The organism is Ancylomarina sp. 16SWW S1-10-2, from assembly GCF_009669305.1.
Classification (GTDB): domain Bacteria; phylum Bacteroidota; class Bacteroidia; order Bacteroidales; family Marinifilaceae; genus Ancylomarina.
Map to the genome: position 1 here is coordinate 187,613 of NZ_SADB01000007.1, position 24,551 is coordinate 212,163.

Here is a 24,551-nt window from a genome sequence, read left to right on the forward strand (position 1 = left end):
ATATGATTGGATTCTAGAGCTAGCGCATTGAATAATAAGTATTCAAAAAATAATTAGAACTGTTATTTTATTCACGTAGGCTGATTCTATTTTTCAAATCCGATTTCAAATGGAATATAATATATTTTCATTCTATCAGAAACTCTCTTAGGAATTTTAGTTTTTTTTCCTTTTGCTTGCATTAATTCACAGTATTTGGCGTAGGCAGACTTGGCCTTAGTATAATTCTTATTGCTCCAATGAGCATCACCTAAATTTAAATACGCAACAATACGAGTAGGAGAAGCTTTTATTATTTTTTCTAATATTAGTATGATGCAATCATTACATTTAGGATCTTCTAATTGTTGTAAATAGTACGCAATATTGTTTAAGTTTAAAACTTCTTCTGGCGATATATATTCCCAATATTCATCGTTAACCTTAGAGCAATCGTATAGTGTAACCTCTCCAAAAACCTGAGGATTTATTTGCGGTCTAAATTCATCACCATCAAATATAGCCGCAACAGAACAAATCCTTCGATCATAGAATTCATATGCTACTTCACTCTTATCACTATAAAAAGATCTGTCCATAAAATTGTTTGTATATTTAGCTACATCTTTTAATCCATCTACCCAAACCTCAATTACAGTATCTCGTCGAGCATAAACTATTATTGACTTCTTTGATTCTTCATGAGAAAAGAAATACTTATCAGCAAATACATCTTCAATGTATTGATTTTCTTGCCCATTTGTGTACTCAATACTAATAAAGAACAATAATAAAATAAATATGCTTCTTATTTTTAAATTAGTTTTCATTCTATATTTGTTTTAATTTTTAACAGTTCGTCTACTCGCACAGGTATTCTAACTGCTTTGTTCTTCTTTTTCATTAAATCGATATATTTCTTATAGTATTCTTTTGCTTTATTTGTATCATTGACGGTTAGATAGGCATCTCCCAAATTAAGATATAGCACTTCCACCTCAGGGGCTAGTGTTATTATTTTTTCCAAAATTGAGATGGCGCATTCACGACATTCATCAGGTTCTAAATTGTATAAATAGTAGGCTACATTATTTAAATTAAATATTTCATAAGGTTTTATATCATGCGTATCCAATTTTTCAACAGAGAAATTGGAGCAATCATAAAGTACAATATTACCAAATATATTGGCTTCCATTTCAGCATCATATTGATATTCTAATCCATCTCCCACATTATCTCTTGATTTGACATTTAACCGACCATCTCCATACATTTCTAAAAGGTAACCGACCCCATTATCCCAACTCTCAAAATAATCAGGCCTTGATCTTTTACCTCTCCCTTCTGAGTAGTCGCCCATATCTTTTTGTCCATTAACCCAAACCTCAATCATTGTATCTCTACGAGCATAAATGACTACCGATTTCATAGAACGTTCATATGAAAAAAAGTATTTATCCGCATAGACTTTACTCCAATCCACATCCTTTTGTGCATTGGTTTCTATGGCGAAAATATTTAATGTGAAAAATAATATAACTTTAAATAACAATAAATTAGTCTTCATTTGTGCTTGGATTTAATTCATTATCTGTAAGATTAATATCGCTTTCTTCTTCAGTAACTCCTTCTAAAGAATCTTTTCGTTGAGTAGCTACTGTCTTTAAATAAACATGCTCAATTCCATTTTCGGTGACCTTAAAATCACTAAATTCATTTTCAGTAAGCATATTATAATTATCCCTTCTAGTGGTGTTAGAATCAATTACCTTTTGATACCCCTCTATAGCTTTTTCATCATCTTTTGTAATTCCTCTTTTACAGGTAAATTTTGAATCGTGCCATATTCCCCAAGCAAAACTATATAATGTATTTGAAGAGATTCCACTATCTTCGAAATTATAAGTGTTATTAGTCAACATTCCCTCCGAACATAAATCCCTTAAATAATTTTTACAGGTTGTCAACTTTGTCTTTCTATCATTAAACCCATTAAATGCACCATTTATTCTTGCTGTCACTTCTAAAAAATCATCATTTTTGGCAGCATTGTAAGGGTAATTATTTTTACCTTCTGTATAAATCCACCCAGCAGAAAGATAAGAATGTGGAGCTGTTTCAAGTTTCTGCCTATTCTCGATTAATGTAAAATCATCTCCAACAAAAAGTCCATATTCTTGATAAGTTAATTCACTGGTTAACTGCATTAAACCTCTACCAGGGAAACCACCATAAGCAGTAGCTGATACATTTCCTTCTGTAGTAGCTGATAGATTTGCTGACTCGTGTAAAATTTGAGCAATAAAATGCGCCTTTTCTAAACAGGTATGTATTCCAAAATCATTACAAGTAATATTTATACCTTTTAAATAAGTATCTCTATCGGAAGCAGTTGCATTTGGTGCTAAATTTTCAAAATCAATTTTAGTTAAGCCTCTAGAACAAGCACATGGGGCATTAACATTAATTTCTACTATTCCTGTATCCGAAACATCAACACCATCGAATGAATCAAATACAACAGTGTTCTTCTTAATTTTAATCTCAATAGAGTCGGTATAGTTGTTGCTTGTTAATGAACTTTGTATATCTTTTAGACAAATTGTTAATAAAACGTCGGAGCTTATTAATGCCGATTTTAATATTTTAAATTTAATTTCTCCATTTTCATCTGTACATCTATTTCCATGTTCATTTTCTATCCCTTTTAGCAACTCTTCTTGGGTGAATTTATCTGTATCATAAGCCCTATTACTCCAAAAACTTTCAAAAGCAGCTTTTGAACCATCACCATCGATTCCATCAATTTCACCACTATATAAACCTAAGTTTTTTAAATACACCTGTTTTTTCCTTATTGGTTTTGATGATTGAGGTAACTTCTGTCCGTGTAAAAAACTTTGCTCGTAAGTAAAGGCTCCTTCAACCTTATAACTCTCAACCATTGCATGTGCTAAAACTTGGTTATTGGCTAGATTATTAATTTTAATGTCCAAATCGACATATTCAATACTTTTAATAAACTTAATTTTTAATCGTCCACACAATACATCTTTAAGTTCTCCTGTATTATCAAATAATGCATCATTATCTCGTGCTAGAAATAATAATTCAACTTCTTTTTCTAATAAAGGATCCGTTTTAGTAATAATAAGCTTGAATTCTTTGCCAAATCCAGTTTCAAAAGATTCCTGATTAAACGTTATTCCGTCTGTTTCTTCTGATAAGCTTACTTTTACAATACCATCCTCATCCATTAATGATTCCCCAGTACCATTTATTACCGTAAAGGGCAAGACAATTTCATCGTTGCAGTTTTTAATGGTATATACCTTATCATCTTCAGGAGATATATTTGTCAATAAATTGTCTAATTCAATGCCATTTACCGAAGTGGGCTCATCAAAATCTGTATTATCTTCGAGAAACTGACTATTATTAAAACTGACTATTGGCAAAAACTCATCCATCAGCAATCCACCAGAATCTGCACTACTTCCACCACCCTCTGTTTGTGTTACTATAGCCATTATGATCTCCTTTGTTTAATTGTTTTTAACTGAATTTTCATTGTATCTGCAGTAACATTAAGTCCATGAATTAAATCGTCATCTAGAATAGATCCATTATATTCATAGTCAATTCGGTCATCGCTTAAGTCAATATCAATTCCCTTGCCTACCATTTCTTTTGTATTAACCACTAAGAAAATAGTTTGGTCCTTTTTGGGTCTTGAAACAGCATTGCCTTGTTCATCTTCAAAGAAACATTCCAATATTTCAGGATTCTCTGGCAAAGCTGTAGGCTCAGTATTTTGGGCACTCAAATCACTCACTTTCCAGTTTTTTTCGACCATGGTTTGGCCATCTTGAACGATGATAGCTGGAGAGAGTTTGAGAATACTTATCATTGGATCTTTACTGGTGCTACAGAAGTAATCGTGATGACCAATGCAGAGCGTATCGTACAGCTCGATGGTTCGGCTTTTGGAAGCAAGTGTTACGGGTGAGAATACCAATTTGATATACTTCATATCGAGCTTACTCGCTCCCCATGCATACAAATGGGTATTCTTAGGACTTTCTACTTCTATATTGAATAATCCACCTAAAGGTTGCGTGGAAGCAGTACCATTTGTATTGATGTTTTGATCGAAACCAAAATCTAATCTTCGTATGTTGTAAACCATATCGTCTACATACATTTTTCCTTTTACACTCATATTGTAATTCGCTTAACTTTAAAAGGATGATAACTTTCCCCATAAAACCTGAGCTGGAGAACAGTATTCTATTGTTTACTACTTTTACTGATTAGTAAAGGTAATAAAATTAAATTATGTACATTGAACAGGTATGGATTATTGTTAATAATTTTTATTTTAAAAACTCATAGCTCAGCATATACATCTTGTAATAAAAAACATACCAACATGTAACATTCCAATAATTGAAAATTATTTAACAAAAAAAGACAAGCGTAGAATTATAACACAAGAAAAACAGTACTTATAATTGAGAACTACTGTAAAATTAGGTTGCCAAGCATTAGGGGTTGAAGTGTTACCACGCAAAGAGCCCAAGCGAGTAAGGAGTAGAAACGGAAAACCCAGAAAAAGGATAAAGTAAAGAATAAAAGGTTAAAGTAAAAGACTGTCGGTATTTGAGAACTTATTACAAAGTTTGTGAGATTATTTACGCCTTATGCTAAAAATATACTGTCTTCGGGTAGCGATTTTTCTTAATGAACATGTATGCCGATAATTTTAGTGAACAACTGCAAAACCTAAGTCAATTTAAGGAATACGATATGTACAGCATATTAAATGAGGCTTGCGATACGAGTTGGAGAGTTGCTGTGAAAGGGTAAAATAATTAAGAATGATGAATTATGGATTTAGTTATGCTGGGAACAAAATATTTAAGACACTTATAACAAACAAAAATCCCTGTAAGCAATACTTACGAGGATTATATGTCATTCAAAAAAATCGCACTTACCTACTTGCACCCTTAAATACAACCGAGTCGGAAGCAACAACCTCATTGTCGTTTAAAACTCTAATCCTAACACATAACTTTTGTGTTGATCTAAGGTTAAGTCTAGCTTCTGACAACTCAATAGTAGACTCTTTTAAAGCCATTAACTTACCTATTTGTACTGTTTGCTGATTGGAATGCGTTCTTTTCCGAAAAGAATACAATCTCGCTCAATGGTCTTAATTTTATCAATACGTATTTTACAAAATCAGGAATACTTGACTGCCATTTATGAAGTTTTGGTAAGGAACCAACACGCCTCGATTTAGAATTTAAAGAGGTAATTCCGTTTAAGTAATTCTTTTGTTTTACAGTTGTATCTTTTGTGAGCCTTGTTAGATATGAAATGAAGATAATTGCACTATAGAAACATATTTGTGAATGGGAATAATGAATAATTCTTCACAAACATAGAATTAAACATATTGAGAAAGCAATAGTTAATAATGGGCAAAATTGCCATAGAAATTGAAGAATAAGCACAATTTATACCTACAGATACGCCAAATGAATCCATAAATACAAGTTTTATGTCAGATATAGATATTTTCGGACTATAATAAGTAGGACAAGAATTTTCGTAAAAGCGAATAATAATCTTTGTATTCTATATTATTCTTAATTTAAGATTCGAATAAATCAGATGTCATTAAAACAAAATATTATAAATTCATGAAGCAAGTCTTTTCAAAACTAAGCTTAGTTGCAGCATGTGCAGCCTTATTATTAACGTATTCTTGCAAAAAGCAAGCTACTAAAACGAGTCTGTCTACTTCTGCAGAACAAAAACCTAATGTTATTCTTTTTGTGTCGGATGATCATGGAAAAGATGCCTTGGGTTGCTATGGAAATCCTGTAATTCAAACACCTAATTTAGATCAATTAGCTTCTAAGGGTGTTTTGTTTAATAATGCGTATTGTACCAGTGCAAGTTGTGCAGCGAGTCGCTCGGTTATTTTAACAGGTTTGTTTGGTCATGCAACAGGATCGTATGGTCATGTTCACGATTATCATCACTTTAGTACATTCGATTATGTGAAATCTTTGCCAGTTCTTTTGGAGGAAGCAGGATATGCAACTGCTCGTATTGGAAAATACCATGTAGCACCAGAATCGGTATATCATTTTCAGGAAGTGTTAAAAGCAGATCCACGTAATACCGTTGAGATGGCTAAACAGTGTGGTGATGTCTTGAATTCCGAAAAACCATTCTTTTTATATTTCTGTACTGACGATCCGCACCGTGGTGCTCCATTTAAACCTGAAAAATGGGATATGCCCAACAACTTTGGGAACAAGAAAGAAGGATATAAAGGTGTAAAAACAATAGTATACGATCCTAAAGATGTTATTGTACCCGAATTTTTACCAGATACAAAACAAAGTAGAGAAGAGATTGCTGAGTATTACCAAAGTATATCGAGAATAGATCAAGGTTTTGGTAAGCTGATGAGCATGCTTGAGGCAAGTGGAAAAATGGATAACACCGTAATTATTTATATTTCGGATAATGGTATGGCTTTTCCAGGAGCTAAAACGACAGTATACGAACCTGGAATTCAATTGCCATGTATCATTAAAGATCCTAAGGTATCTGCTAAAGGAATAGAGAATAATGCTATGATATCGTGGGTGGATTTAACCCCAACCATTTTAGATATTGCAGATGTTGATTATAAAGCTAAAGATTTTCATGGCCATTCTTTTAAGGATATAATTGGGAAACCAGAAGCAAAGGGATGGAATGAGATTTATGCATCGCATACCTTCCACGAAATAACCATGTATTACCCTATGCGTGTGGTTAGAGATGGTAACTATAAATTGATTTGGAATATAGCCCATCGTTTGGAGTATCCTTTCGCATCAGATCTTTGGGCTTCGTCTACTTGGCAAGGCATTTATCGAAATCACGAAGAGTATTATGGAACCAGAAAAGTAGAGGATTATTTGAATCGTGCCGAATTTGAGCTATTCGACCTATCGGTAGATCCTTGGGAAGCTAAAAATTTAGCTGGAGATAAGAACTATGCTGAAGTTTTGGAAAATATGAAAGCGAAATTGAAAACATTTCAACAAAAAACAAGTGACCCTTGGCTTATAATGTGGGATCATGATGATTCAATGCAAGGAACAGGTGTTGACTTGTAATAAGGTAATTTAATAATACATAAAGCAATGCAGTTTGGATGTTTATCATTCAAACTGCATTTTTTTTAGTTGTTTTTTCTCAAAATTACTTACGCCTTATGCAACAAACCTTTTGCGCTCGTGTAGCGATTTTTCTTACCTGAATATGTATGCCGATAATTTTAGTTGCAGTTGCAAAACCTAAGCCAATTTAACGAGTACGATATCTACACCATTTTAAATGAAGCTTGCGATACGAACTGAAGAAATTCTGTGAGGGAATAAAATAATTAAGAATGATGAATTATTAATTACGAATTTAGTTATACTGAAAACAAGACATTTAAACAGTTTCTGAGCAAAAATAATCCTCGCAAGTTTAAACTTACGAGGATTATATATCATTCAAAAAAATGCACTTACCTACTTACCCCCTGAAATACAACCGAGTCGGAAGCAACAATTTTATTGTCGTTTAAAACTCTAATCCGGACACATAACTTTTGTGTTGATCTAAGGTTAAGTCTAGATTCTTTCAAATCAGTAATAGACTCTTTTAAAGATCTAAATTTACCTTTTTGCAGTGTTTTTTTATCTTTTATACGGGAATAATTATATGTTTCTAATTCATAACTCAGAAACATATTTTGGTCACTATCATTCTCAATAAGAGCTCTTATCGACATGGTATCTAACTCCCCTTCTATCTCAATCCAGGCCTTAACTTTAGCCTCTTCAGAAGAAGGAACTATAGAAAGAAACCCAATTAATTGGAATATGATGAGAAACTTATATATCATGTACAATGCTTGTAATAGTGTATTATAAATGTAATAACCTTGACATAAAAATCTCTATATATAGTAACATGTTTATCACTAATACAAGCCTATTCGTCAATTATTAATACACATAAAGAAATTATGTTGAGAGTATATTTAAATAAAAGCTTACCCCTAATAAATAACTGACTTCATTTATCTAATAACGCATTATTTATACTTTAGGAAACAAAGCTAGAGAAATCGGCATTTAAGAAACTACGCAGTTCATTGGAGCTAATTTTCACCTTTATTTTTCCACCCATCACATAAGAAATATTTCCCGTTTCTTCCGAAACAACAATCACATGAGAATCGGTCATTTGACTAATACCAATAGCAGCTCTATGTCTTAATCCGAGGCTACCTGGTATATTAGGATTATCAGATACGGGAAGAATACATCGTGCGGCAAGTATACGGTTATTATCCAAAATTAAAGCACCATCATGCAATGGTGAATTTTTAAAAAATACTGTCTCAAGTAAACTAGACGAAATTCGAGCTTTAAGAATTTGTCCCGTATCAGCAAAACTGTATAAATTAGTACGTTTTGTAATAACGATTAAAGCACCCGTTCTCGATTTAGACATATGCTCACACGATTCAATTATAGCATCGATCTCCTTATCTTTAACAGATTTTTCATCGGTATAAAACCATTTTTCAATTGAAAATTTTTGGCTTATATTATATCGAGATCCCAAGTGAAGTAGAAATTTACGAACCTCTTGCTGAAACACAATAAGCAAAGCAATAACTCCAACTCCAATAAACTGCCCAAGAATACTACTCAGGAGTTCCATATTTAATGCTTTTACAATCAACCACATTAAATAGAAAAGGAATAATCCCACAAATATATTAATAGCCACAGTTCCCCTTATCAGCATATAAACTTGATAAAGTAAAAATGCAACTAAGAGAATATCTAGTACATCGAAAAAACTTAGCGTTATAAAAGCTAGGAGCATATATAAAGTATTATGCCAATTTAGGCTTGATAATAATTATTGTTGAGCATTTAGATAAATGCCTACCTAACAAAAGTAGAAATTTATAATAGATATTCCTTAAAAGAAAATCTCAATTATTGAAACTGTATTTTATTATAAATCTTCACACATTCAACAGCCTCTTTTACATCATGTACACGAAGAATATTGGCGCCACCCATTAAGGCTGTCATATTTAAAGCTGTTGTCCCATTTAAACTATCTTTAGCCGCTCCACCAACTAGCTTATAAATCATCGATTTGCGAGAAATACCAACTAATAAGGGGCATTTTAAAGAATTAAAATCACTTAGCTTCGCCATAATCTCATAATTATGATCTAAAGTCTTAGCAAATCCAAAACCAGGATCAATAATGATATCCTTAGCTCCCAAATCATTTAATTGCTTCACTCCATTACTGAAGAATTGGACAATCTCCTTCATCAAATCCTTATAATCCGTATGAGTTTGCATGTTTTGAGGTGTTCCTTTCATGTGCATCATAATATAAGGAACTTGCAATTCAGCAATGGTTGCATACATTTTATCATCAAGCAAACCTCCAGAGATATCATTTACGATACAAAGCCCAAATTCGTTGACTGTACGCCTAACTATTTCTGATCGAAAGGTATCAATAGATAAAATCGCGTTTGGAAATTCTTTTCGGATACAGGCCAAAGCGGGTTGCATTCTTCTCCACTCCTCTTCTACATCAATATTTTTTGCGCCAGGTCGAGTCGAATAAGCGCCCAAATCAATCATATCGGCACCTTCATCCACTATCTGCTTTGCTCGTTTTAAAATTGAATCTGTGTCTATATATTGTCCTCCATCAAAAAAAGAATCTGGTGTTAAATTCAAAATCCCCATTACCAAAGGTTTATCAAAGGATATTAAATTCTTAGCACACATAATTGATTCGATCTTCTGATTTGAAGAATTTGTTTTATATTTTTGCATATGAAAATAATTTTCGGTCTAAAAACAGAACAAAAATAAGAGAAAATTGTCAAAACGCTCAATATACATTGAGATTAGCCAATTTTTATTATTAATTGAAATAATAGTACATTGGTGAATTAAACTTAAGTACTAGAATTATTATTCTGATTGATTAAGAAATATAGCCAAAAATAGCAATGACTACTAATATAAAAACTCAAATACCTAACATGACGACTAACGATCAATACGAAAACATTATAAAGATTTGTACTGATATTTACACAAAAAAAATGAAAGATTATGGTACAGCTTGGCGCATTCTTCGTCCAACCTCTATAACCGATCAAATTTATATAAAAGCCCAACGTATTCGTAGTATAGAAGAAAAAGGGATGAGTAAGATCGAAGATGATATTCGATCGGAGTTTATTGGTATCGTTAATTACTCAATCATGGGCATTATTCAACTTGAATTGGGAACCTCAGAAAAACCTTTAGCTGCTGATAAAGCTCTAGAATTATATACAAAATACTTTCATGAGGCTAAAATCCTTATGGAAAAAAAGAATCATGATTACGATGAAGCTTGGAGAAGTATGAGAGTTTCATCTTATACAGACCTTATTTTAATGAAAATCAATCGGACAAAACAGATTGAAGATAATTTAGGGAAAACCATTATTTCTGAAGGAATAGATGCTAATTATTACGATATGATTAACTATTCAGTATTCGGTTTAATTAAACTAGAATTTGAAGCGTAATTTATTAAGCACACTATTTACTTAAACACTCAAAGTATTAGAATAATATGAAATTTCTTAGAACTATATGCCGATTTCTTGTCGGATTCCTTTTTATTTTTTCGGGATTTGTAAAAGCTATTGATCCCATGGGATCAACCTTTAAGTTTAAAGACTATTTCGCAGCTTTTGGAATGGATGCATTATCCGAACTAGCCTTTCCTCTTGCTGTTGTTCTTTCAACGCTTGAGTTTGCTATTGGAATACTTATCCTGTTTAATGTTCATAAGAAAACGACTTCAAGCTTAGCGCTTTTATTCATGTCTTTCTTTACGCCGCTTACGCTGATATTGGCTCTTACCAATCCGGTAAGTGACTGTGGTTGTTTTGGTGATGCATTAATATTATCCAATTGGGAAACTTTTGGAAAAAACATTATTATACTAGCACTAACCCTAGTTGTATTCTTCACTCGTAAAATTGAAAAAGATAAAAGTTCTAAACCCATACATAACTTAATGTTAGCCTTTTCGCTATTTATTGCATTAAGTTGTTCCTATTATTCATACAATCATTTGCCTTTAATCGATTTTAGACCTTATCACATAGGTGCAAATATTCAAGATGGGATGATTATTCCAGAAGGCGTACCAACTGATGAGTATAAATCTATTTTTAAGTACAAAAAAGATGGTGTTATTAAAGAGTTTGACGAAACGAACTACCCTTGGCAAGATTCAACGTGGGTTTATGTCGATGTAGAACAAATTAAGATTAAAGATGGCTATAAGGCTCCTATTCACGATTTTTCTATCTCTAATGAAACCGAAGGAGACATAACCGATCAAGTCCTAACAGATCCTTCATATACCTTTTTGTTTATTAGCCGACATTTAAGCGAAATTGATATAAAGGGCATAGAACAAATTAACGAACTAGCTTCTTGGGCAAATAACCACGATTACAATTTCATTTGTTTAACAGCCTCTTCAGAGGATAAAATTAAAACCTTTAAAGAAGATCATCCTTTAAATTTTGATTTTTATGCTACAGATGAAATTCAACTAAAAACAATGATTCGTTCGAACCCAGGCTTAATGCTTTTGCAAAATGGAACGATTTTAAACAAATGGCATTGGCAAGATATACCAAAAACAACAGAAATAAAGGCTAATTTAGCAGCCTATTCAATTACACAACATCAAACACTAATTAATAAGTTAGTTATTTTAAGTATTACAACAACTTTATTGCTTTTAATCGGGTGCTTCCTTATGCTTAAATTCCGATTTGGGGCTGTAAAAAACAGATGACAGTTATGAGAAAAAAAATTGTTGCAGGAAACTGGAAAATGAACAAAAACCTTCAAGAAGGTATCGAGTTAGCAAAAGAAATTAATAGCTTGGTAGAAGCTACTGATATTAAAGATGTACAAGTTATTATTGGTGCTCCTTTTATTCACCTTACAGAGCTTAACAAAGCTATCACCAGCAATAAAATCCGTATCTCGGCTCAGAACTGTGCCGACGAGAAAAGCGGAGCCTATACAGGCGAAATATCAGCTTCAATGATTGAGTCTACAGGAACTCAATGCGTAATTCTTGGTCACTCAGAACGTAGAAGTTATTATGGTGAAACTAGCGAAAAGTTAGTTAAGAAAACAAATCTTTGCCTTGAGAACAAATTAACACCTATCTTTTGTATTGGTGAAGTTCTTGAAGAACGTCAAAGCGAAAAACATTTTGATGTTGTTAAATCTCAAATTTCTGAAGGTTTATTCCATCTTTCTGCTGAAGATTTCGGTAAAGTAATTTTAGCTTACGAACCAGTTTGGGCAATTGGAACAGGTGTTACTGCATCAGCAGATCAAGCACAAGAAATGCACGCTTTTATTCGTAAAACTCTAGTTGAGAAATATGGTAAAGAAGTTGCAGAAAATTGTTCTATTCTTTACGGTGGAAGCTGTAAACCATCTAATGCAAAAGAGCTATTTAGCAACGAAGACGTAGACGGTGGTCTTATTGGTGGCGCTTCGCTAGTTGCAGAAGACTTTATGGGAATTATTACCGCATAATAAGATAGTAATTGAAAATTATAAAAAAGTCGAGAAACATGATGTTTCTCGACTTTTTTTATGTCCTTTTAATAAGCCTTGAGATTAATTATTCTTTCAATTTCTGAATCCCTTCAATAGCTTTGTCAGCATTTTCAGCGTCTACAATTAGTTCAGCTGAATCGGGCAATACTTCTCTAAATCCATCATAAAAATCATCCTTAACAAAGGAAGGTATATCCATTTCCTCTAGTCTTTCTTTATAATAATTAACATCAATTAAAGATCCCCTATATACGCAAACACTTTCTTTTCCTTCAGTCATAATATATCAGTTTAGTGTGTGAGACGATTATTTCTATTAAAGATAATGTTTTAACGCTTAATATCAAAAAGTGTTGATATTATATTTAGCCAACTTTCATTCAAAATAGGAGCAAATAGTATGCATGCTTGCTTTTTTTGTGAGATACTTTCATTTTTATAAAAACTAACAGTCATTTTCAATCAGCCAATCTATAACTCATCTTTTCTTTTGAATATACAAAAAATAGGAAAAGTATTTATCTCAAATGATCCAATTTAGGACGAATTCGTTGACGATAAATCTGACTCTTTGAATATTTATCATGAAACTTCGATCGTAATGCAACTCTCTCCTCTTTTGGTAAAGCAATTATCTCCTTACACTCATCGGTACAACAACCATCATATTGCTCGCTACAACGCTTACATTGAATAAATAGCAAATGACAATCATCATTAGCGCAGTTTGTGTGTGTATCGCAGGCTCCACCACATTGATGACACTTACTAATCACCTGGCCATCTATACTTTCTCCCAAACGTTCATCAAATACAAAGTTCTTACCGATAAACTTAGATTTCACTCCCATTTGTTTTATTTGACGAGCATATTCAATAATACCTCCATGCAATTGGTTTACATCCTTAAACCCATGATGCTTTAAATAGGCACTTGCCTTTTCACATCGCACCCCACCAGTGCAATAGAGTAGAACTTTATTATCTTTCTTATCAGAAAAATCGTCAACTACCAATTGAATTTCTTCACGAAAAGTGTCCACATCTGGGCAAACTGCATTTTCAAAACGCCCTACTTCACTCTCGTAATGGTTTCTCATATCGATAACAACAGTATCTGGCTCATCTAACGAATTGTGAAATTCTATGGGTGTTAGATGCTTTCCCACATTGGTTACATCAAAACTACCATCATCCAACCCATCGGCTACAATCTTGGGTCGGAGTTTAATGCTTAATTTAAAGAAAGATTTGCCATCATCTTCAACAGCCCATTTAATAGGCATATCTTTCAGTTCTTCCCGAACATTCAAAGCCATCATAAAAGCCTCTAAATTATGCTCTGGTACGCTCATTTGTGCATTTATACCTTCCCTAGCAATATAAATTCGTCCTAAGCAGTCGAGCTGATCCCATTCCACAAACAAATTATCTCTGAAACTTTGAGGATCTTCAAGTATAACGTAACGATAAAAAGAAAGCGTTGTTCGCTTAAAGGTTTCGGCATGAAGTTTTTCCATAGCTTCTGCCTTATTTAATTTATTATGGAGTTGCATCTTATTTTTATTTAGAATAATTAAAGGCACAAAAATAAAGGATTATAAATGAGATACAAATATTTAAGAAATAAATCAGACCTAAAGGTCTTAAATAGTTTTTAATCTAATAGCATAAAATGGATTTCAAAAAAAAGAATAAAATAAATATTTCTATTTTAATAAATTAAACGCATACTCCTGTAATAATAAAGGCTCAAACGACAACAATACTTATTTTTCAACAACACACCCTTATCAAAAGGGGGTTGCATTGTTATTTTGTACGTTTATTTTGAACAACCCCTATTTTATACTATTTTTATATCATCTAATTATTAACCACAATTTAAAACCATGAAAAAATCCTACCTCTTACTATTAATCCTGTTAAGTTTCAACTTAAGCGCATTTGCCTCCGGAACAAATGAAATTGACTCTGGTGCTACTGCATGGATGATCATGTCAACAGCCCTAGTTCTATTAATGATACCTGGCTTAGCCATGTTTTACGGTGGTTTGGTGCGATCTAAAAATGTACTTGGAACAATGATGCATAGCTTTGTAGCCATGGGTGTAATGAGCCTTTTATGGGTAGTAGTTGGGTACAGTATGTGCTTTGGTGAAAATACGCTTGGTGGTTGGATTGGATGGAATAGCGATTACCTATTTTTAAATGGTATTGATGAATCCATAATGGAAGGTGGAATACCTGAATTAGTCTTCGCCATGTTCCAAGGCAAATTTGCCATTATTACCCCAGCCTTAATTGCTGGAGCTTTTGCCGAACGGGTTTCTTTTAAAGGCTATGTCCTATTTATTATACTATGGGGTATATTTGTATACAATCCTCTATGTCATTGGGTTTGGGCCGAAGATGGATTTCTATATAATTTAGGGCCTATGGGTGCTATTGATTATGCAGGAGGTACTGTTGTTCATATTTCAGCTGGAATAAGCGGTTTAGTTGCTGCTATTTACCTAGGCAAACGTAGAGGATATCCAAATCACCATTTACGACCTAATAATTTAGTTATGACCCTAATGGGAGCTGGATTACTTTGGGTAGGATGGTTCGGTTTTAATGCCGGAAGTAGTATTTCAAGTGGATTAGGTACAGCTCAAGCACTTACTGCAACTCAAGTGGCAGCTGCAGCTGGGGCCGTTAGTTGGATTATTATCGAAAGTTTTCATCATGGCAAAGCAACTGCCCTCGGATTTGTATCGGGTGTGTTAGCAGGATTAGTTTCCGTTACACCTGCAGCAGGTGTTGTTCAACCAATTGGCGCAATTGCCTTGGGAATTCTCGCAACAATGGTCTGTTACCTAGCGGTTATTCTAAAAGACAAATTGGGTTATGATGACAGTTTAGACGCTTTTGGAATACACGGTATGGGAGCAATTGTTGGTGCTTTAGCTTTATCCTTTTTCATAAGAGATAGTTGGATGACAGAAGCAGCCCTTGCAAATGGAGGTACTTGGAGTAGCTTTCAACAATTAGGTATACAAGCAGCAGCCGTTGGTATTGCAATAGTTTATGCAGCTGCTGGGTCACTAATTATTATCTTTATTGTTGAAAAAACAGTTGGTTTTAAAGCAAAACCTTGCGATGAACTTGATGGCTTGGATTATGCATATCACGGTGAACGTGGATACGGTATGCTTACTCCAAATTAATGAGAATAAATGTTCCAAAGATTATACTTACACTAAAAGGCATTAGAACAATAGTTAGTGAAATATAGGTGAATATTTTATAAATAGTTTTTATCATTAAACACTGATATACTGCCCATTATCAAGTATTATATATTTAAGAACTTCACCTCCTATTCTTAACAGATAATAGTATTAAATTATAAGCAAATGAAACTAATCATAGCAATAATTAGAAGCAATAAACTCGATCAAGTTCGCGAAAGTTTAGTAAAAAAAGGAATCGAAAGAATAACCGTAAGCCGTGTCGCAGGACATGGTCGTCATACAAAGACAGAACTATATAGAGGTAAATTAGTTGTACCTGGACTAACACCAAAAATGAGAATTGAAATTGCAGTCAATGATGATTTTGTTGAATCTACTGTTGCCGCCATTTTAGAATCAGCCAGTGGCGGTGGCGATGGTATTATTGGCGATGGCAAAATATTCATCACACCTCTTGATGATTGTATTCGAATAAGAACCGGTGAACGTGGTAGCGATGCTATTTAAACGCATTAGTTCAAATAACATCCCCATTTGATAGTAACTTCAGACAATATTATAAAGGCTTAAGAAAAGCATCAGTCGAACAAAAAAATAGCCTCCCATTTCTGGAAGGCTATCTTTTTTAGTTATCTTATTTAGCTTACAAAACAGCTAATTCGTTGATAATTTTATTTAATGTTACTGATGGACGCATTGCCTTTTCAGCCAATTTTTCATCAGCTAAGTAATAACCACCAAGATCAACTGGTTTTCCTTGTACAGCGATTAACTCTTCAGTAATCTTAGCTTCGTTAGCAGCTAATTCTTTAGCAACTTTAACAAAACGAGCCTGAATTTTAGTATTCTCGGTTTGTGCAGCAAGAGCCTCAGCCCAATATGTAGCCAAATAGTAATGAGAACCACGATTATCTAACTCATTTACCTTACGAGAAGGAGATCTTTTCTCTTCTAAAAATTTACTAACACCTAAATCAAGTGTTTTAGCAAATAACTGAGCTTCTTTATTTCCTGTAGTTCGTGCTAAATGCTCTAAAGAAACACCTAAAGCAAGAAACTCACCAAGAGAATCCCAACGTAAGTGATTTTCTTTTAAGAACTGCTGAACGTGTTTAGGAGCCGATCCACCTGCACCTGTTTCAAATAAGCCACCACCATTCATCAATGGAACAATAGATAGCATTTTTGAAGATGTCCCCAACTCAATAATTGGGAAAAGGTCAGTTAAATAGTCACGCATAACGTTACCAGTAACCGAAATAGTATCCTCTCCTTTTCTCATACGTTTTAAAGAGAAAGCGATGGCTTCATCTGGAGTAAGAATACGAATATCTAAACCTTTTGTATCGTAGTTAGGTAAATATGTATTTACTTTTTTGATGATTTGAGCATCGTGAGCTCTTTTATCATCTAACCAGAAAATAGCTGGAGTATGTGTTGCCTTAGCTCTATTTACAGCTAATTTCACCCAATTTTGAATAGGTGCATCTTTAGCTTGGCACATTCTAAAAATATCACCTGTTTCAACAGCTTGTTCCATTATAAGTGTTCCATCACAATCAACAACACGAATAGTACCGTTTCCTTCAGAAATAAAAGTCTTATCATGAGAACCGTATTCTTCAGCTTTTTGAGCCATCAAACCTACGTTTGATACAGAACCTATAGTTGCAACATCATATGCACCATTTTTCTTACAGTCGTCGAAACAAACTTGATAGATAGTTGCATAACAACGATCTGGAATTAAGGCTTTAGTATCTTGTAATTCACCTGCTTTATTCCACATTTTACCACCATCACGAACAACTACTGGCATTGAAGCATCAATAATCACGTTATTTGGTACATGTAGGTTCGTAATTCCATTATCAGAATCAACCATTGCTATATCAGGACGAGATTTATAAACATCCATAATGTCAGCTTCGATTTCTGATCTCTTAGCTTCTGGAAGACTTTGAATTTTACTGTAAAGATCGCCTAAACCATTATTAAAGTTTACGCCTAATTTTTTGATTGTATCAGCATGCTTAGCAATTGCTTCTTCGTAAAAAACTTCAACTGCATGCTTAAACATAACAGGATCAGAAATTTTCATCATAGTAGCTTTTAGGTGTAGCGACCATAATAAACCTTCTTCTTTTGCCGATGCAATTTCCTTAGCGTAAAAAGCACGTAATGCTTTTACATTCATTACCGAAGTATCAATTACTTCGCCATCTAATAAGGCTAGTTTTTTCAATTCAGTAACAGCTCCATTGCCATCAACATACTCAATTTTAACATCAGTAGCTTTAGCCATTGTAACTGACTTTTCACTACCGTAAAAATCTTTCTCGGTCATGCAAGCTACATGCGATTTTGAATCTGCAGACCATTTACCCATGCGGTGAGGGTTATTTTGAGCATATTTTTTAACTGAAGCAGCAGAACGCCGATCCGAATTACCTTCACGTAAAACAGGATTTACTGCCGAACCAAGAACCTTAGCAAAACGAATTTGTAAAGCCTTATCTTCTTCAGTTGTAGCTTCCTCAGGATAGTTAGGTAATTTATAACCTTTAGATTGCAATTCAGCAATTGCAGCTTTAAGTTGAGGAATTGATGCACTAATGTTAGGCAACTTAATAATATTTGCCTCTGGTGTTTGTGCTAAAGCACCTAATTCTGCTAAATTATCCGGAATCTTTTGATCTTCATTCAAATTATCAGGAAAGTTAGCGATAATTCTCGCAGGTAGAGAAATGTCCTTGGTCTCAACTTCGATACCTGACGCTTCAACGAATGCCTTAATAATAGGTAAAAGTGAATACGTTGCAAGAGCCGGTGCTTCATCAATCTTGGTGTAGATGATTTTTGATGTTGTTGACATGTTAGTTAGTGTTTTGTGTAATTTTTAATAAAAAATCAATTTGATTGTGTGTGTTTATTTTGAATTAAACTAGGTTCAATTCAGAGGTAAACATATATATTTTTTTTAATACAAAATAAAAAAAATCTTCTTTTTAAGCCTTTTTTTACTTAAAACAATATCGCTTATAATCAGCACAATACCTCAATATAATTTGATAATTATTTAAACTTCAAGCTAAATTAGAGCTATTTAATTTAAATTACTCAAAATCGAGGGAGAATTTCTGCTTTAACTGTTCAAGTAGTGGATTTTTATCACATAAATATTTAAATCTGTCCGTATCGGTATATAATCTTTTTTTGTTTACAGTTTGTGTTATTTCAATTACAAAATCAATTGTAGAGTTCTCCAATTCTCTTTTCAAATAATTGACCATTTCGTTTTTTACAATAGTCAAATCATCGACCTGTATCTGATTGCACACTTTAACAGCAAGCTGACCATTTTCATGTATTTCGGCCTCACAACTAGCTATAGCTAATCGTACACGTTCACTTTTCTTACGTGATATCGCATATTCTTTTAACTTTTTAACAACAGACTCTACAGTATATGGCTTATTTTGAACGCCGGTATATTTTGTGTCAACCTCTTTCAAGTTACTTTCTTGCTTTTTTGATGATGAAGCAGGTCTATTAACTATCCCACGACGCATAGCCGCTTTTATAGATATTGAAGGATGATTGGGACTTGATGTGTGAGAAATGCTTTGTGAAGCTTGCACAGAGGATTTTGATACCGGTTTATGAGCTTCTTGCTGAGGATGAATAGGCGCTTTATCTTTAGCACCTGCAGTTTTAGGAGCTGAGGCATGTCCCTCAACTCGTATTTTTAATAGTCTTCGAAAATTCTTTTTCAGACTAACTCCTTTTTTTTTTGATTCAACTATCTGGGATAATTGAATTAGGGTAAGTTCTATAAGCAAGCGCTGATTTTGACTGCCTTTATAATGAATATCACATTCGTTGAGAATACCCAAAGCATCGTACAAAAAGTCGACTTCGCATTTTTTAGATTGTTCGGTATACTTTTCTTTTACACTATCACTCACCTCAAGTAATTGAAGCGTTGCTACATCTTTCCCTACTAATATATCTCTTATGTGAGAACTTAGACCAGCCACAAAATGATGACCATCGAATCCTTTTTCAACAATCTCATTAAATAAAAGCAACGAATCGGTTACTTTACCCTGTAAAAAGGCATCAACCATTTTAAAATAGTAATCGTAATCTAATACATTCAAATTCTGAATCACATTTTCAAAAGTGATCGTTTTTCCTGAGAAACTTACAATTTGATCGAATATAGATAAGGCATCACGCATAGCGCCATCAGCCTTTTGTGCAATAACATTAAGCGCTTCTTCATTAATGCTGATATCTTCAATTTCAGCAATATGCTGCAAATGTTTAACTGCATCGCCTACCTTAATTCGACTAAAATCGAATATTTGGCAACGAGAAAGAATTGTTGGAATAATTTTATGCTTCTCGGTAGTAGCCAAAACAAAAATAGCATGAGCTGGCGGTTCTTCTAAGGTTTTTAGAAAAGCATTAAACGCTTGCTGCGACAGCATATGAACCTCATCGATAATATAAACGCTATATTTTCCTATTTGAGGCGGTATCCGAACCTGATCAATCAAGGTTCTAATATCATCTACAGAATTGTTCGACGCTGCATCAAGTTCGTGTATATTATAAGAACGATTTTCGTTAAAGGCCAAACAGGATTCGCACTCATTACATGCTTCAAAATCATCGCCCACATTGGAACAATTAATTGTTTTAGCAAATATTCTCGCACATGATGTTTTACCAACCCCACGAGGACCACAAAACAAATAGGCATGTGCCAAATGAGCGTTTTTAATCGCATTTTTTAGGGTAATGGTAATAGATTGCTGACCAACGACTGTTTGAAAGCTTGAAGGGCGATATTTTCGTGCTGAAACGATGAAATTCTCCATACTAAGGTGTAAACGAAATAATTAGTTCTTATTCTTACTTTTCAAGAAACTCAAAGGTAAACAATCTTCCAAAATAAGCGATTATATAAGACAAAAAAATGAAAGGAAATACGCAAAAAGGATAAAGACCCTACAGACGATATGGAGAAAAAGTGCTGAGTTGTAATTTGCTTATCGAAAGCTATTAGATTACATCTTAATTCGAATTTTTAAACCTAATGAAAAGTCACCAAATATCTCATGTTTTTGCCTTCGTGTTTATTAGTGTTTGTTGAATAACATTCTGGGGCAATGACCTATCCTCTTCGTAAAATCACATTTTACGGTTATTTTTAGGGGCGTAGCCCTGATACCTACACTATTGTATCATTCAAAAAGATATTTAGGATCATAATCAACTTCAAACTTCTCAAGGAACGATAAATATTCTTCCTTAAACGTTAGCTTTTTATGATGCTCGGCTTGATTCAAAACATATTTAACTACCCTATCGATATGCGATTTTGAATAGGTAAAAGCACCATAACCTTTCTGCCATGAAAACTTACCAGGTATATATTTTTTTTGTTTAACCAGTTGGATGAGCCTGATTTGACCTGTTCCATCAATTTTGATGGGGAAATATTGGGATGCATACCTACAAAGATATGGGTGTGGTCTGGGTTACTATATATGGCATAGGTTTTACATTTTTGATTGGTAATAATGCCACACATTACTTTTTCCAACTCATCCCTAAAATGTTCTTTTATCAGGTTTTTCCTGCCTTTAACCGAAAACACATATTGAATATACAATTGGGTATATGTATTTGCCATGATCTAAAATTGATATTACGTCCCTATTATGATTACAGGGCTTTGCCCCTACGATTTATATCAATTTACGCTTTTTACGAAGACATTAGGCCAACGCCCCTTATTTTTTTACTAATTTATATTTTCCATGAAGATATATGATAGTAAGAATAAAAAAAAAGAAGACCTTTTCAGCCTTGGTTCTGCCCAACTTTTATTTAATAGAAAATGACTTATTCGACTTCGTCTTCAATAGTTCAACAGGAAAATAGCTCCACCAAACTCTCCACTATTTAATCGAGAATACTTCTTTAATATCATTTTCTATTTTCTATCTTTGCCGCGTTGGCTGGTTTTCTATTCCTTCTTATCGGGGTGTGAGTTATTTTATAATCTCGATCCAATGACATTCCCGGCTGGAAGGTAATACGAGACAGTGGATAGATACCTGAAAATTAAAACGAATATTGGCTTTGCTAGTATTCGTTTTTTATTTAAACCATCCAAATCCTCATCAAAACATCTGTATAAGAAGCTTTAATATGCCATTCTGTAACATGATAATCTCAACGAGTTAGAGTCATAACACCACTTGTGTTACGTTTAATCTCTATCAGCACGACTAATTATTACAATTACACCCTCAATATTATGGAATTTCTTACTTTTGCCAGCAACATATAAATACAACAAACATGCAATCATTAAGAGAACTATATAAAATAGGTTATGGACCATCCAGTAGCCATACTATAGCACCAGGACGTGCGGCCAAAATGTTTAGCACTAAACATCCTGATATCAAGAAATTTCGTGTAACACTTTACGGTAGTCTTGCTGCAACGGGTGTTGGCCACGGTACCGATAAGGTTATCGAAACAATGATTAATCCGCGCGAAGTTGAAATCATTTGGAAACCAGAAGTTGAATTACCACTTCATCCCAACGGCTTAATTTTTGAAGCCTTGGAAAATGATAAAGCTGTTGATTCATGGGAAGTATACTCTGTGGGTGGTGGCGATTTAAGAGATAATACAGGCTTATTGAACGATGCTAGCAAAGTATATGATCTAAATACGATGGATGATATATTAGCGTGGTGTATAGAAGAAGGTCGTTCATTCTGGGAATATGTAGAGTTTTGTGAGGGCAAGGAGATTTGGGATTTTCTAGCTAATGTGTGGTCTATAATGAAAGAATCTATAGTTAGAGGACTTGAAGAAGAAGGTGTTTTACCTGGAACTTTGCGTATAGCTCGTAAGGCTAGCTCTTATTATATCCGTTCGAAAACAACCACCGGTTCTACAGGCAACATAGGTCTATTATTCGCTGCAGCTCTTGCTGTTGCCGAAGAAAATGCGGCTTGTGGTAAAATAGTAACTGCTCCTACTTGTGGCGCATCGGGTGTCGTACCTGCCGTCCTCTATTTTCTTACGGAAGATCAAGGGTTTAGTGACAAACGAATTATTCGAGGATTGGCTACAGCCGGATTAATTGGAAATATTGTAAAAACCAATGGTTCTATTTCTGGAGCTGAAGTTGGTTGCCAAGGCGAACTAGGAACAGCTTGTGCTATGGCTGCTGGTGCTGCTGCACAAATTATGGGAGGAACACCTAAGCAAATTGAGTATGCTGCCGAAATGGGTTTTGAACACAATTTAGGTTTAACCTGCGATCCTGTTGAAGGTTATGTACAAATACCATGTATAGAACGAAATGCTTTTATCTCTCAAAAAGCTAGAGACTGTGCTGTTTATTCATTATTCTCTGACGGTTCGCATAAAATTTCCTTCGATCAGGTGGTAGAAACGATGATGCAAACAGGAAAAGACTTGCAATCGAAATATCGTGAAACAAGCCTTGGGGGATTAGCTCGAATTGTTCGCCCTATAATAAAAAAAGCTTAAGTATATTGTAAAGAAGAAGGCGTTTAAAACGCTATTTTAAATGCCTTCATTTCAAAAGACTTCACATCTTTTAACACTCAAAACAGTGCCGTTTATCCAAATAAATACTACATTGGCCACCATGTTGTATAAATTAACTCATCCTCCTAGTTCAATTTTATAACAATATTACCAAAATGTGGCGTATGGATTCGAAGAGATTGATTGGTTATATTTTAATGGGTTTTGCAGGTATTACTTTCCTATTATACCTTATATTCCCTTTTTTAAATTTACCTACCGAAAACAAACTACTGATTATTGCAGGTACATACATAATCAACAAAGTATTTTTTTATTCTGCCTTGTATTTTCTGGGTAAACAAATCATTGTAAAAATAGCCTCATACCTTCCCTCTTGGGCTGAGAAATTTATTTTTCGTGTACTAAAAATTCAGAAAATTAAATCAAGATAAATTAGTGGAGTAGCTACTTTTATAGTTTATTGCTATTTATTCAACTGATTCTTATTAGTCGTATATGAATCTCCATATTTTGGTTTTCCTCTTAGAAAACTTAAATAGAATGCATTCCACAAAATGAAAAGAACAAAAGCCATAATGGTATACCACTGACTTAGGAAACCAGACACAGAGTATATAATGGCTTCTGAAGGCTTATCATGTGGATAAATCAATTCAAGTTTACTTCCTATTGGATATTCTACATTTTCAGGACCTTGAATTGTGTAACTGTTATCTCCTGCCCGATAGATTATTTGAGAATAAGTCTCGTAGAAAAGATCTTGCTTCATCTCTTTAATTTCAAACACAGTACCTTGACAACGCTCACCCTTACTTATTAAATCCCAGTTGCCATAAATAGGTGCTAGAATAATTAAAAGGTTGATAAATAAATAACGGAGAATTTTCATTTAGTCTGGTTTTAGTTAAAAGAGACAGTTAAAAATAAGAGCTTACAT

At 33.8% G+C, this 24,551-nt stretch carries 21 protein-coding genes; 8 read left to right on the forward strand and 13 right to left on the reverse strand.

Features of this window, described 5'->3' with window-relative positions; all coding sequences use genetic code 11:
- Positions 1-86: 86 nt before the first annotated feature.
- The 4 genes from EMN46_RS07790 to tssD are packed head-to-tail and all read right to left on the reverse strand — an operon-like array spanning position 87 to position 4,204.
- Positions 87-809 (reverse strand): hypothetical protein, encoded by a 723-nt coding sequence (locus EMN46_RS07790; RefSeq protein WP_154200236.1) that lies wholly within the window; start codon positions 807-809, stop codon positions 87-89.
- On the reverse strand, positions 806-1,549 hold the full coding sequence (locus EMN46_RS07795; protein ID WP_154200237.1) for a tetratricopeptide repeat protein: 744 nt from the start codon (positions 1,547-1,549) through the stop codon (positions 806-808). The genes EMN46_RS07790 and EMN46_RS07795 overlap by 4 nt, the downstream gene beginning before the upstream one ends.
- A complete protein-coding gene (locus tag EMN46_RS07800; protein WP_154200238.1) occupies positions 1,539-3,512 on the reverse strand; it encodes a hypothetical protein in 1,974 nt (657 codons plus the stop codon). Before EMN46_RS07800 ends, EMN46_RS07795 begins: the two co-directional genes overlap by 11 nt.
- Entirely contained in the window at positions 3,512-4,204 is a 693-nt protein-coding gene (gene tssD, locus EMN46_RS07805) for a type VI secretion system tube protein TssD (RefSeq protein WP_154200239.1), read from the reverse strand. Before tssD ends, EMN46_RS07800 begins: the two co-directional genes overlap by 1 nt.
- A gap of 1,489 nt (positions 4,205-5,693) precedes the next feature.
- On the opposite strand from tssD, the gene EMN46_RS07810 reads away from it, so the two are divergent.
- Positions 5,694-7,172 carry a sulfatase gene (locus tag EMN46_RS07810; RefSeq protein ID WP_154200240.1) on the forward strand — a complete coding sequence of 493 codons (1,479 nt, stop codon included), beginning with the start codon at positions 5,694-5,696 and terminating at the stop codon, positions 7,170-7,172.
- A gap of 398 nt (positions 7,173-7,570) precedes the next feature.
- Here EMN46_RS07810 and EMN46_RS07815 read toward each other — a convergent pair whose 3' ends face one another.
- The 3 genes from EMN46_RS07815 to folP all read right to left on the reverse strand — a co-directional run bounded on the left by EMN46_RS07815 (position 7,571) and on the right by folP (position 9,932).
- The gene (locus EMN46_RS07815; RefSeq protein ID WP_154200241.1) at positions 7,571-7,951 is read right to left on the reverse strand and encodes a hypothetical protein; all 381 of its coding nucleotides are present in this window, start codon (positions 7,949-7,951) and stop codon (positions 7,571-7,573) included.
- A 203-nt stretch (positions 7,952-8,154) separates the two neighbouring features.
- Positions 8,155-8,946 (reverse strand): diadenylate cyclase CdaA, encoded by a 792-nt coding sequence (gene cdaA / locus EMN46_RS07820; protein WP_154200242.1) that lies wholly within the window; start codon positions 8,944-8,946, stop codon positions 8,155-8,157.
- 116 nt (positions 8,947-9,062) lie between these two features.
- A complete protein-coding gene (folP, locus tag EMN46_RS07825) occupies positions 9,063-9,932 on the reverse strand; it encodes a dihydropteroate synthase (RefSeq protein WP_229130304.1) in 870 nt (289 codons plus the stop codon).
- 179 nt (positions 9,933-10,111) lie between these two features.
- Between folP and EMN46_RS07830 the strand changes: the two genes are divergently transcribed.
- The 3 genes from EMN46_RS07830 to tpiA are packed head-to-tail and all read left to right on the forward strand — an operon-like array spanning position 10,112 to position 12,734.
- Positions 10,112-10,681 (forward strand): DUF1599 domain-containing protein, encoded by a 570-nt coding sequence (locus tag EMN46_RS07830; protein ID WP_229130305.1) that lies wholly within the window; start codon positions 10,112-10,114, stop codon positions 10,679-10,681.
- A 47-nt stretch (positions 10,682-10,728) separates the two neighbouring features.
- On the forward strand, positions 10,729-11,973 hold the full coding sequence (locus EMN46_RS07835; RefSeq protein ID WP_154200243.1) for a BT_3928 family protein: 1,245 nt from the start codon (positions 10,729-10,731) through the stop codon (positions 11,971-11,973).
- A gap of 5 nt (positions 11,974-11,978) precedes the next feature.
- Positions 11,979-12,734: a triose-phosphate isomerase gene (gene tpiA / locus EMN46_RS07840; RefSeq protein WP_154200244.1), complete on the forward strand. Its 756-nt coding sequence runs from the start codon at positions 11,979-11,981 to the stop codon at positions 12,732-12,734.
- 88 nt (positions 12,735-12,822) lie between these two features.
- Here tpiA and EMN46_RS07845 read toward each other — a convergent pair whose 3' ends face one another.
- Entirely contained in the window at positions 12,823-13,038 is a 216-nt protein-coding gene (locus tag EMN46_RS07845; protein WP_154200245.1) for a DUF2007 domain-containing protein, read from the reverse strand.
- A 238-nt stretch (positions 13,039-13,276) separates the two neighbouring features.
- Positions 13,277-14,314: a rhodanese-related sulfurtransferase gene (locus tag EMN46_RS07850; protein ID WP_154200246.1), complete on the reverse strand. Its 1,038-nt coding sequence runs from the start codon at positions 14,312-14,314 to the stop codon at positions 13,277-13,279.
- Between the two features lie 336 nt (positions 14,315-14,650).
- Here EMN46_RS07850 and EMN46_RS07855 point away from each other — a divergent pair, with 336 nt between their 5' ends.
- Both EMN46_RS07855 and EMN46_RS07860 read left to right on the forward strand, forming a co-directional pair.
- Entirely contained in the window at positions 14,651-15,970 is a 1,320-nt protein-coding gene (locus EMN46_RS07855; RefSeq protein WP_154200247.1) for an ammonium transporter, read from the forward strand.
- 189 nt (positions 15,971-16,159) lie between these two features.
- Entirely contained in the window at positions 16,160-16,504 is a 345-nt protein-coding gene (locus tag EMN46_RS07860; protein ID WP_154200248.1) for a P-II family nitrogen regulator, read from the forward strand.
- A 136-nt stretch (positions 16,505-16,640) separates the two neighbouring features.
- Here EMN46_RS07860 and EMN46_RS07865 read toward each other — a convergent pair whose 3' ends face one another.
- From EMN46_RS07865 to tnpA, 3 genes are all read right to left on the reverse strand, one after another.
- Complete coding sequence (locus tag EMN46_RS07865; RefSeq protein WP_154200249.1) at positions 16,641-18,872, reverse strand: NADP-dependent isocitrate dehydrogenase; 2,232 nt, start codon at positions 18,870-18,872, stop codon at positions 16,641-16,643.
- Between the two features lie 241 nt (positions 18,873-19,113).
- Entirely contained in the window at positions 19,114-20,886 is a 1,773-nt protein-coding gene (locus EMN46_RS07870; protein ID WP_154200250.1) for a DNA polymerase III subunit gamma/tau, read from the reverse strand.
- Positions 20,887-21,368: 482 nt separating this feature from the next.
- On the reverse strand, positions 21,369-21,704 hold the full coding sequence (gene tnpA / locus EMN46_RS07875; RefSeq protein ID WP_229130306.1) for an IS200/IS605 family transposase: 336 nt from the start codon (positions 21,702-21,704) through the stop codon (positions 21,369-21,371).
- A 674-nt stretch (positions 21,705-22,378) separates the two neighbouring features.
- Between tnpA and EMN46_RS07880 the strand changes: the two genes are divergently transcribed.
- Entirely contained in the window at positions 22,379-23,590 is a 1,212-nt protein-coding gene (locus tag EMN46_RS07880; protein ID WP_154200251.1) for an L-serine ammonia-lyase, iron-sulfur-dependent, subunit alpha, read from the forward strand.
- A 185-nt stretch (positions 23,591-23,775) separates the two neighbouring features.
- Entirely contained in the window at positions 23,776-24,045 is a 270-nt protein-coding gene (locus EMN46_RS07885; protein WP_195715215.1) for a transporter suffix domain-containing protein, read from the forward strand.
- A 32-nt stretch (positions 24,046-24,077) separates the two neighbouring features.
- Here the strand turns inward: EMN46_RS07885 and EMN46_RS07890 are convergent, their stop codons facing one another.
- Positions 24,078-24,503, reverse strand: a complete 426-nt coding sequence (locus tag EMN46_RS07890; protein WP_154200253.1) for a DUF3592 domain-containing protein — start codon at positions 24,501-24,503, stop codon at positions 24,078-24,080.
- Positions 24,504-24,551: the final 48 nt, after the last annotated feature.

Coding starts and splice junctions, on each gene's coding strand:
- EMN46_RS07790 (WP_154200236.1), bottom strand. CDS start 809: ATGAAAACTAATTTAAAAATAAGAAGCATATTTATTTTATTATTGTTC.
- EMN46_RS07795 (WP_154200237.1), bottom strand. CDS start 1,549: ATGAAGACTAATTTATTGTTATTTAAAGTTATATTATTTTTCACATTA.
- EMN46_RS07800 (WP_154200238.1), bottom strand. CDS start 3,512: ATGGCTATAGTAACACAAACAGAGGGTGGTGGAAGTAGTGCAGATTCT.
- tssD (WP_154200239.1), bottom strand. CDS start 4,204: ATGAGTGTAAAAGGAAAAATGTATGTAGACGATATGGTTTACAACATA.
- EMN46_RS07810 (WP_154200240.1), top strand. CDS start 5,694: ATGAAGCAAGTCTTTTCAAAACTAAGCTTAGTTGCAGCATGTGCAGCC.
- EMN46_RS07815 (WP_154200241.1), bottom strand. CDS start 7,951: ATGATATATAAGTTTCTCATCATATTCCAATTAATTGGGTTTCTTTCT.
- cdaA (WP_154200242.1), bottom strand. CDS start 8,946: ATGCTCCTAGCTTTTATAACGCTAAGTTTTTTCGATGTACTAGATATT.
- folP (WP_229130304.1), bottom strand. CDS start 9,932: ATGCAAAAATATAAAACAAATTCTTCAAATCAGAAGATCGAATCAATT.
- EMN46_RS07830 (WP_229130305.1), top strand. CDS start 10,112: ATGACTACTAATATAAAAACTCAAATACCTAACATGACGACTAACGAT.
- EMN46_RS07835 (WP_154200243.1), top strand. CDS start 10,729: ATGAAATTTCTTAGAACTATATGCCGATTTCTTGTCGGATTCCTTTTT.
- tpiA (WP_154200244.1), top strand. CDS start 11,979: ATGAGAAAAAAAATTGTTGCAGGAAACTGGAAAATGAACAAAAACCTT.
- EMN46_RS07845 (WP_154200245.1), bottom strand. CDS start 13,038: ATGACTGAAGGAAAAGAAAGTGTTTGCGTATATAGGGGATCTTTAATT.
- EMN46_RS07850 (WP_154200246.1), bottom strand. CDS start 14,314: ATGCAACTCCATAATAAATTAAATAAGGCAGAAGCTATGGAAAAACTT.
- EMN46_RS07855 (WP_154200247.1), top strand. CDS start 14,651: ATGAAAAAATCCTACCTCTTACTATTAATCCTGTTAAGTTTCAACTTA.
- EMN46_RS07860 (WP_154200248.1), top strand. CDS start 16,160: ATGAAACTAATCATAGCAATAATTAGAAGCAATAAACTCGATCAAGTT.
- EMN46_RS07865 (WP_154200249.1), bottom strand. CDS start 18,872: ATGTCAACAACATCAAAAATCATCTACACCAAGATTGATGAAGCACCG.
- EMN46_RS07870 (WP_154200250.1), bottom strand. CDS start 20,886: ATGGAGAATTTCATCGTTTCAGCACGAAAATATCGCCCTTCAAGCTTT.
- tnpA (WP_229130306.1), bottom strand. CDS start 21,704: ATGGCAAATACATATACCCAATTGTATATTCAATATGTGTTTTCGGTT.
- EMN46_RS07880 (WP_154200251.1), top strand. CDS start 22,379: ATGCAATCATTAAGAGAACTATATAAAATAGGTTATGGACCATCCAGT.
- EMN46_RS07885 (WP_195715215.1), top strand. CDS start 23,776: ATGGATTCGAAGAGATTGATTGGTTATATTTTAATGGGTTTTGCAGGT.
- EMN46_RS07890 (WP_154200253.1), bottom strand. CDS start 24,503: ATGAAAATTCTCCGTTATTTATTTATCAACCTTTTAATTATTCTAGCA.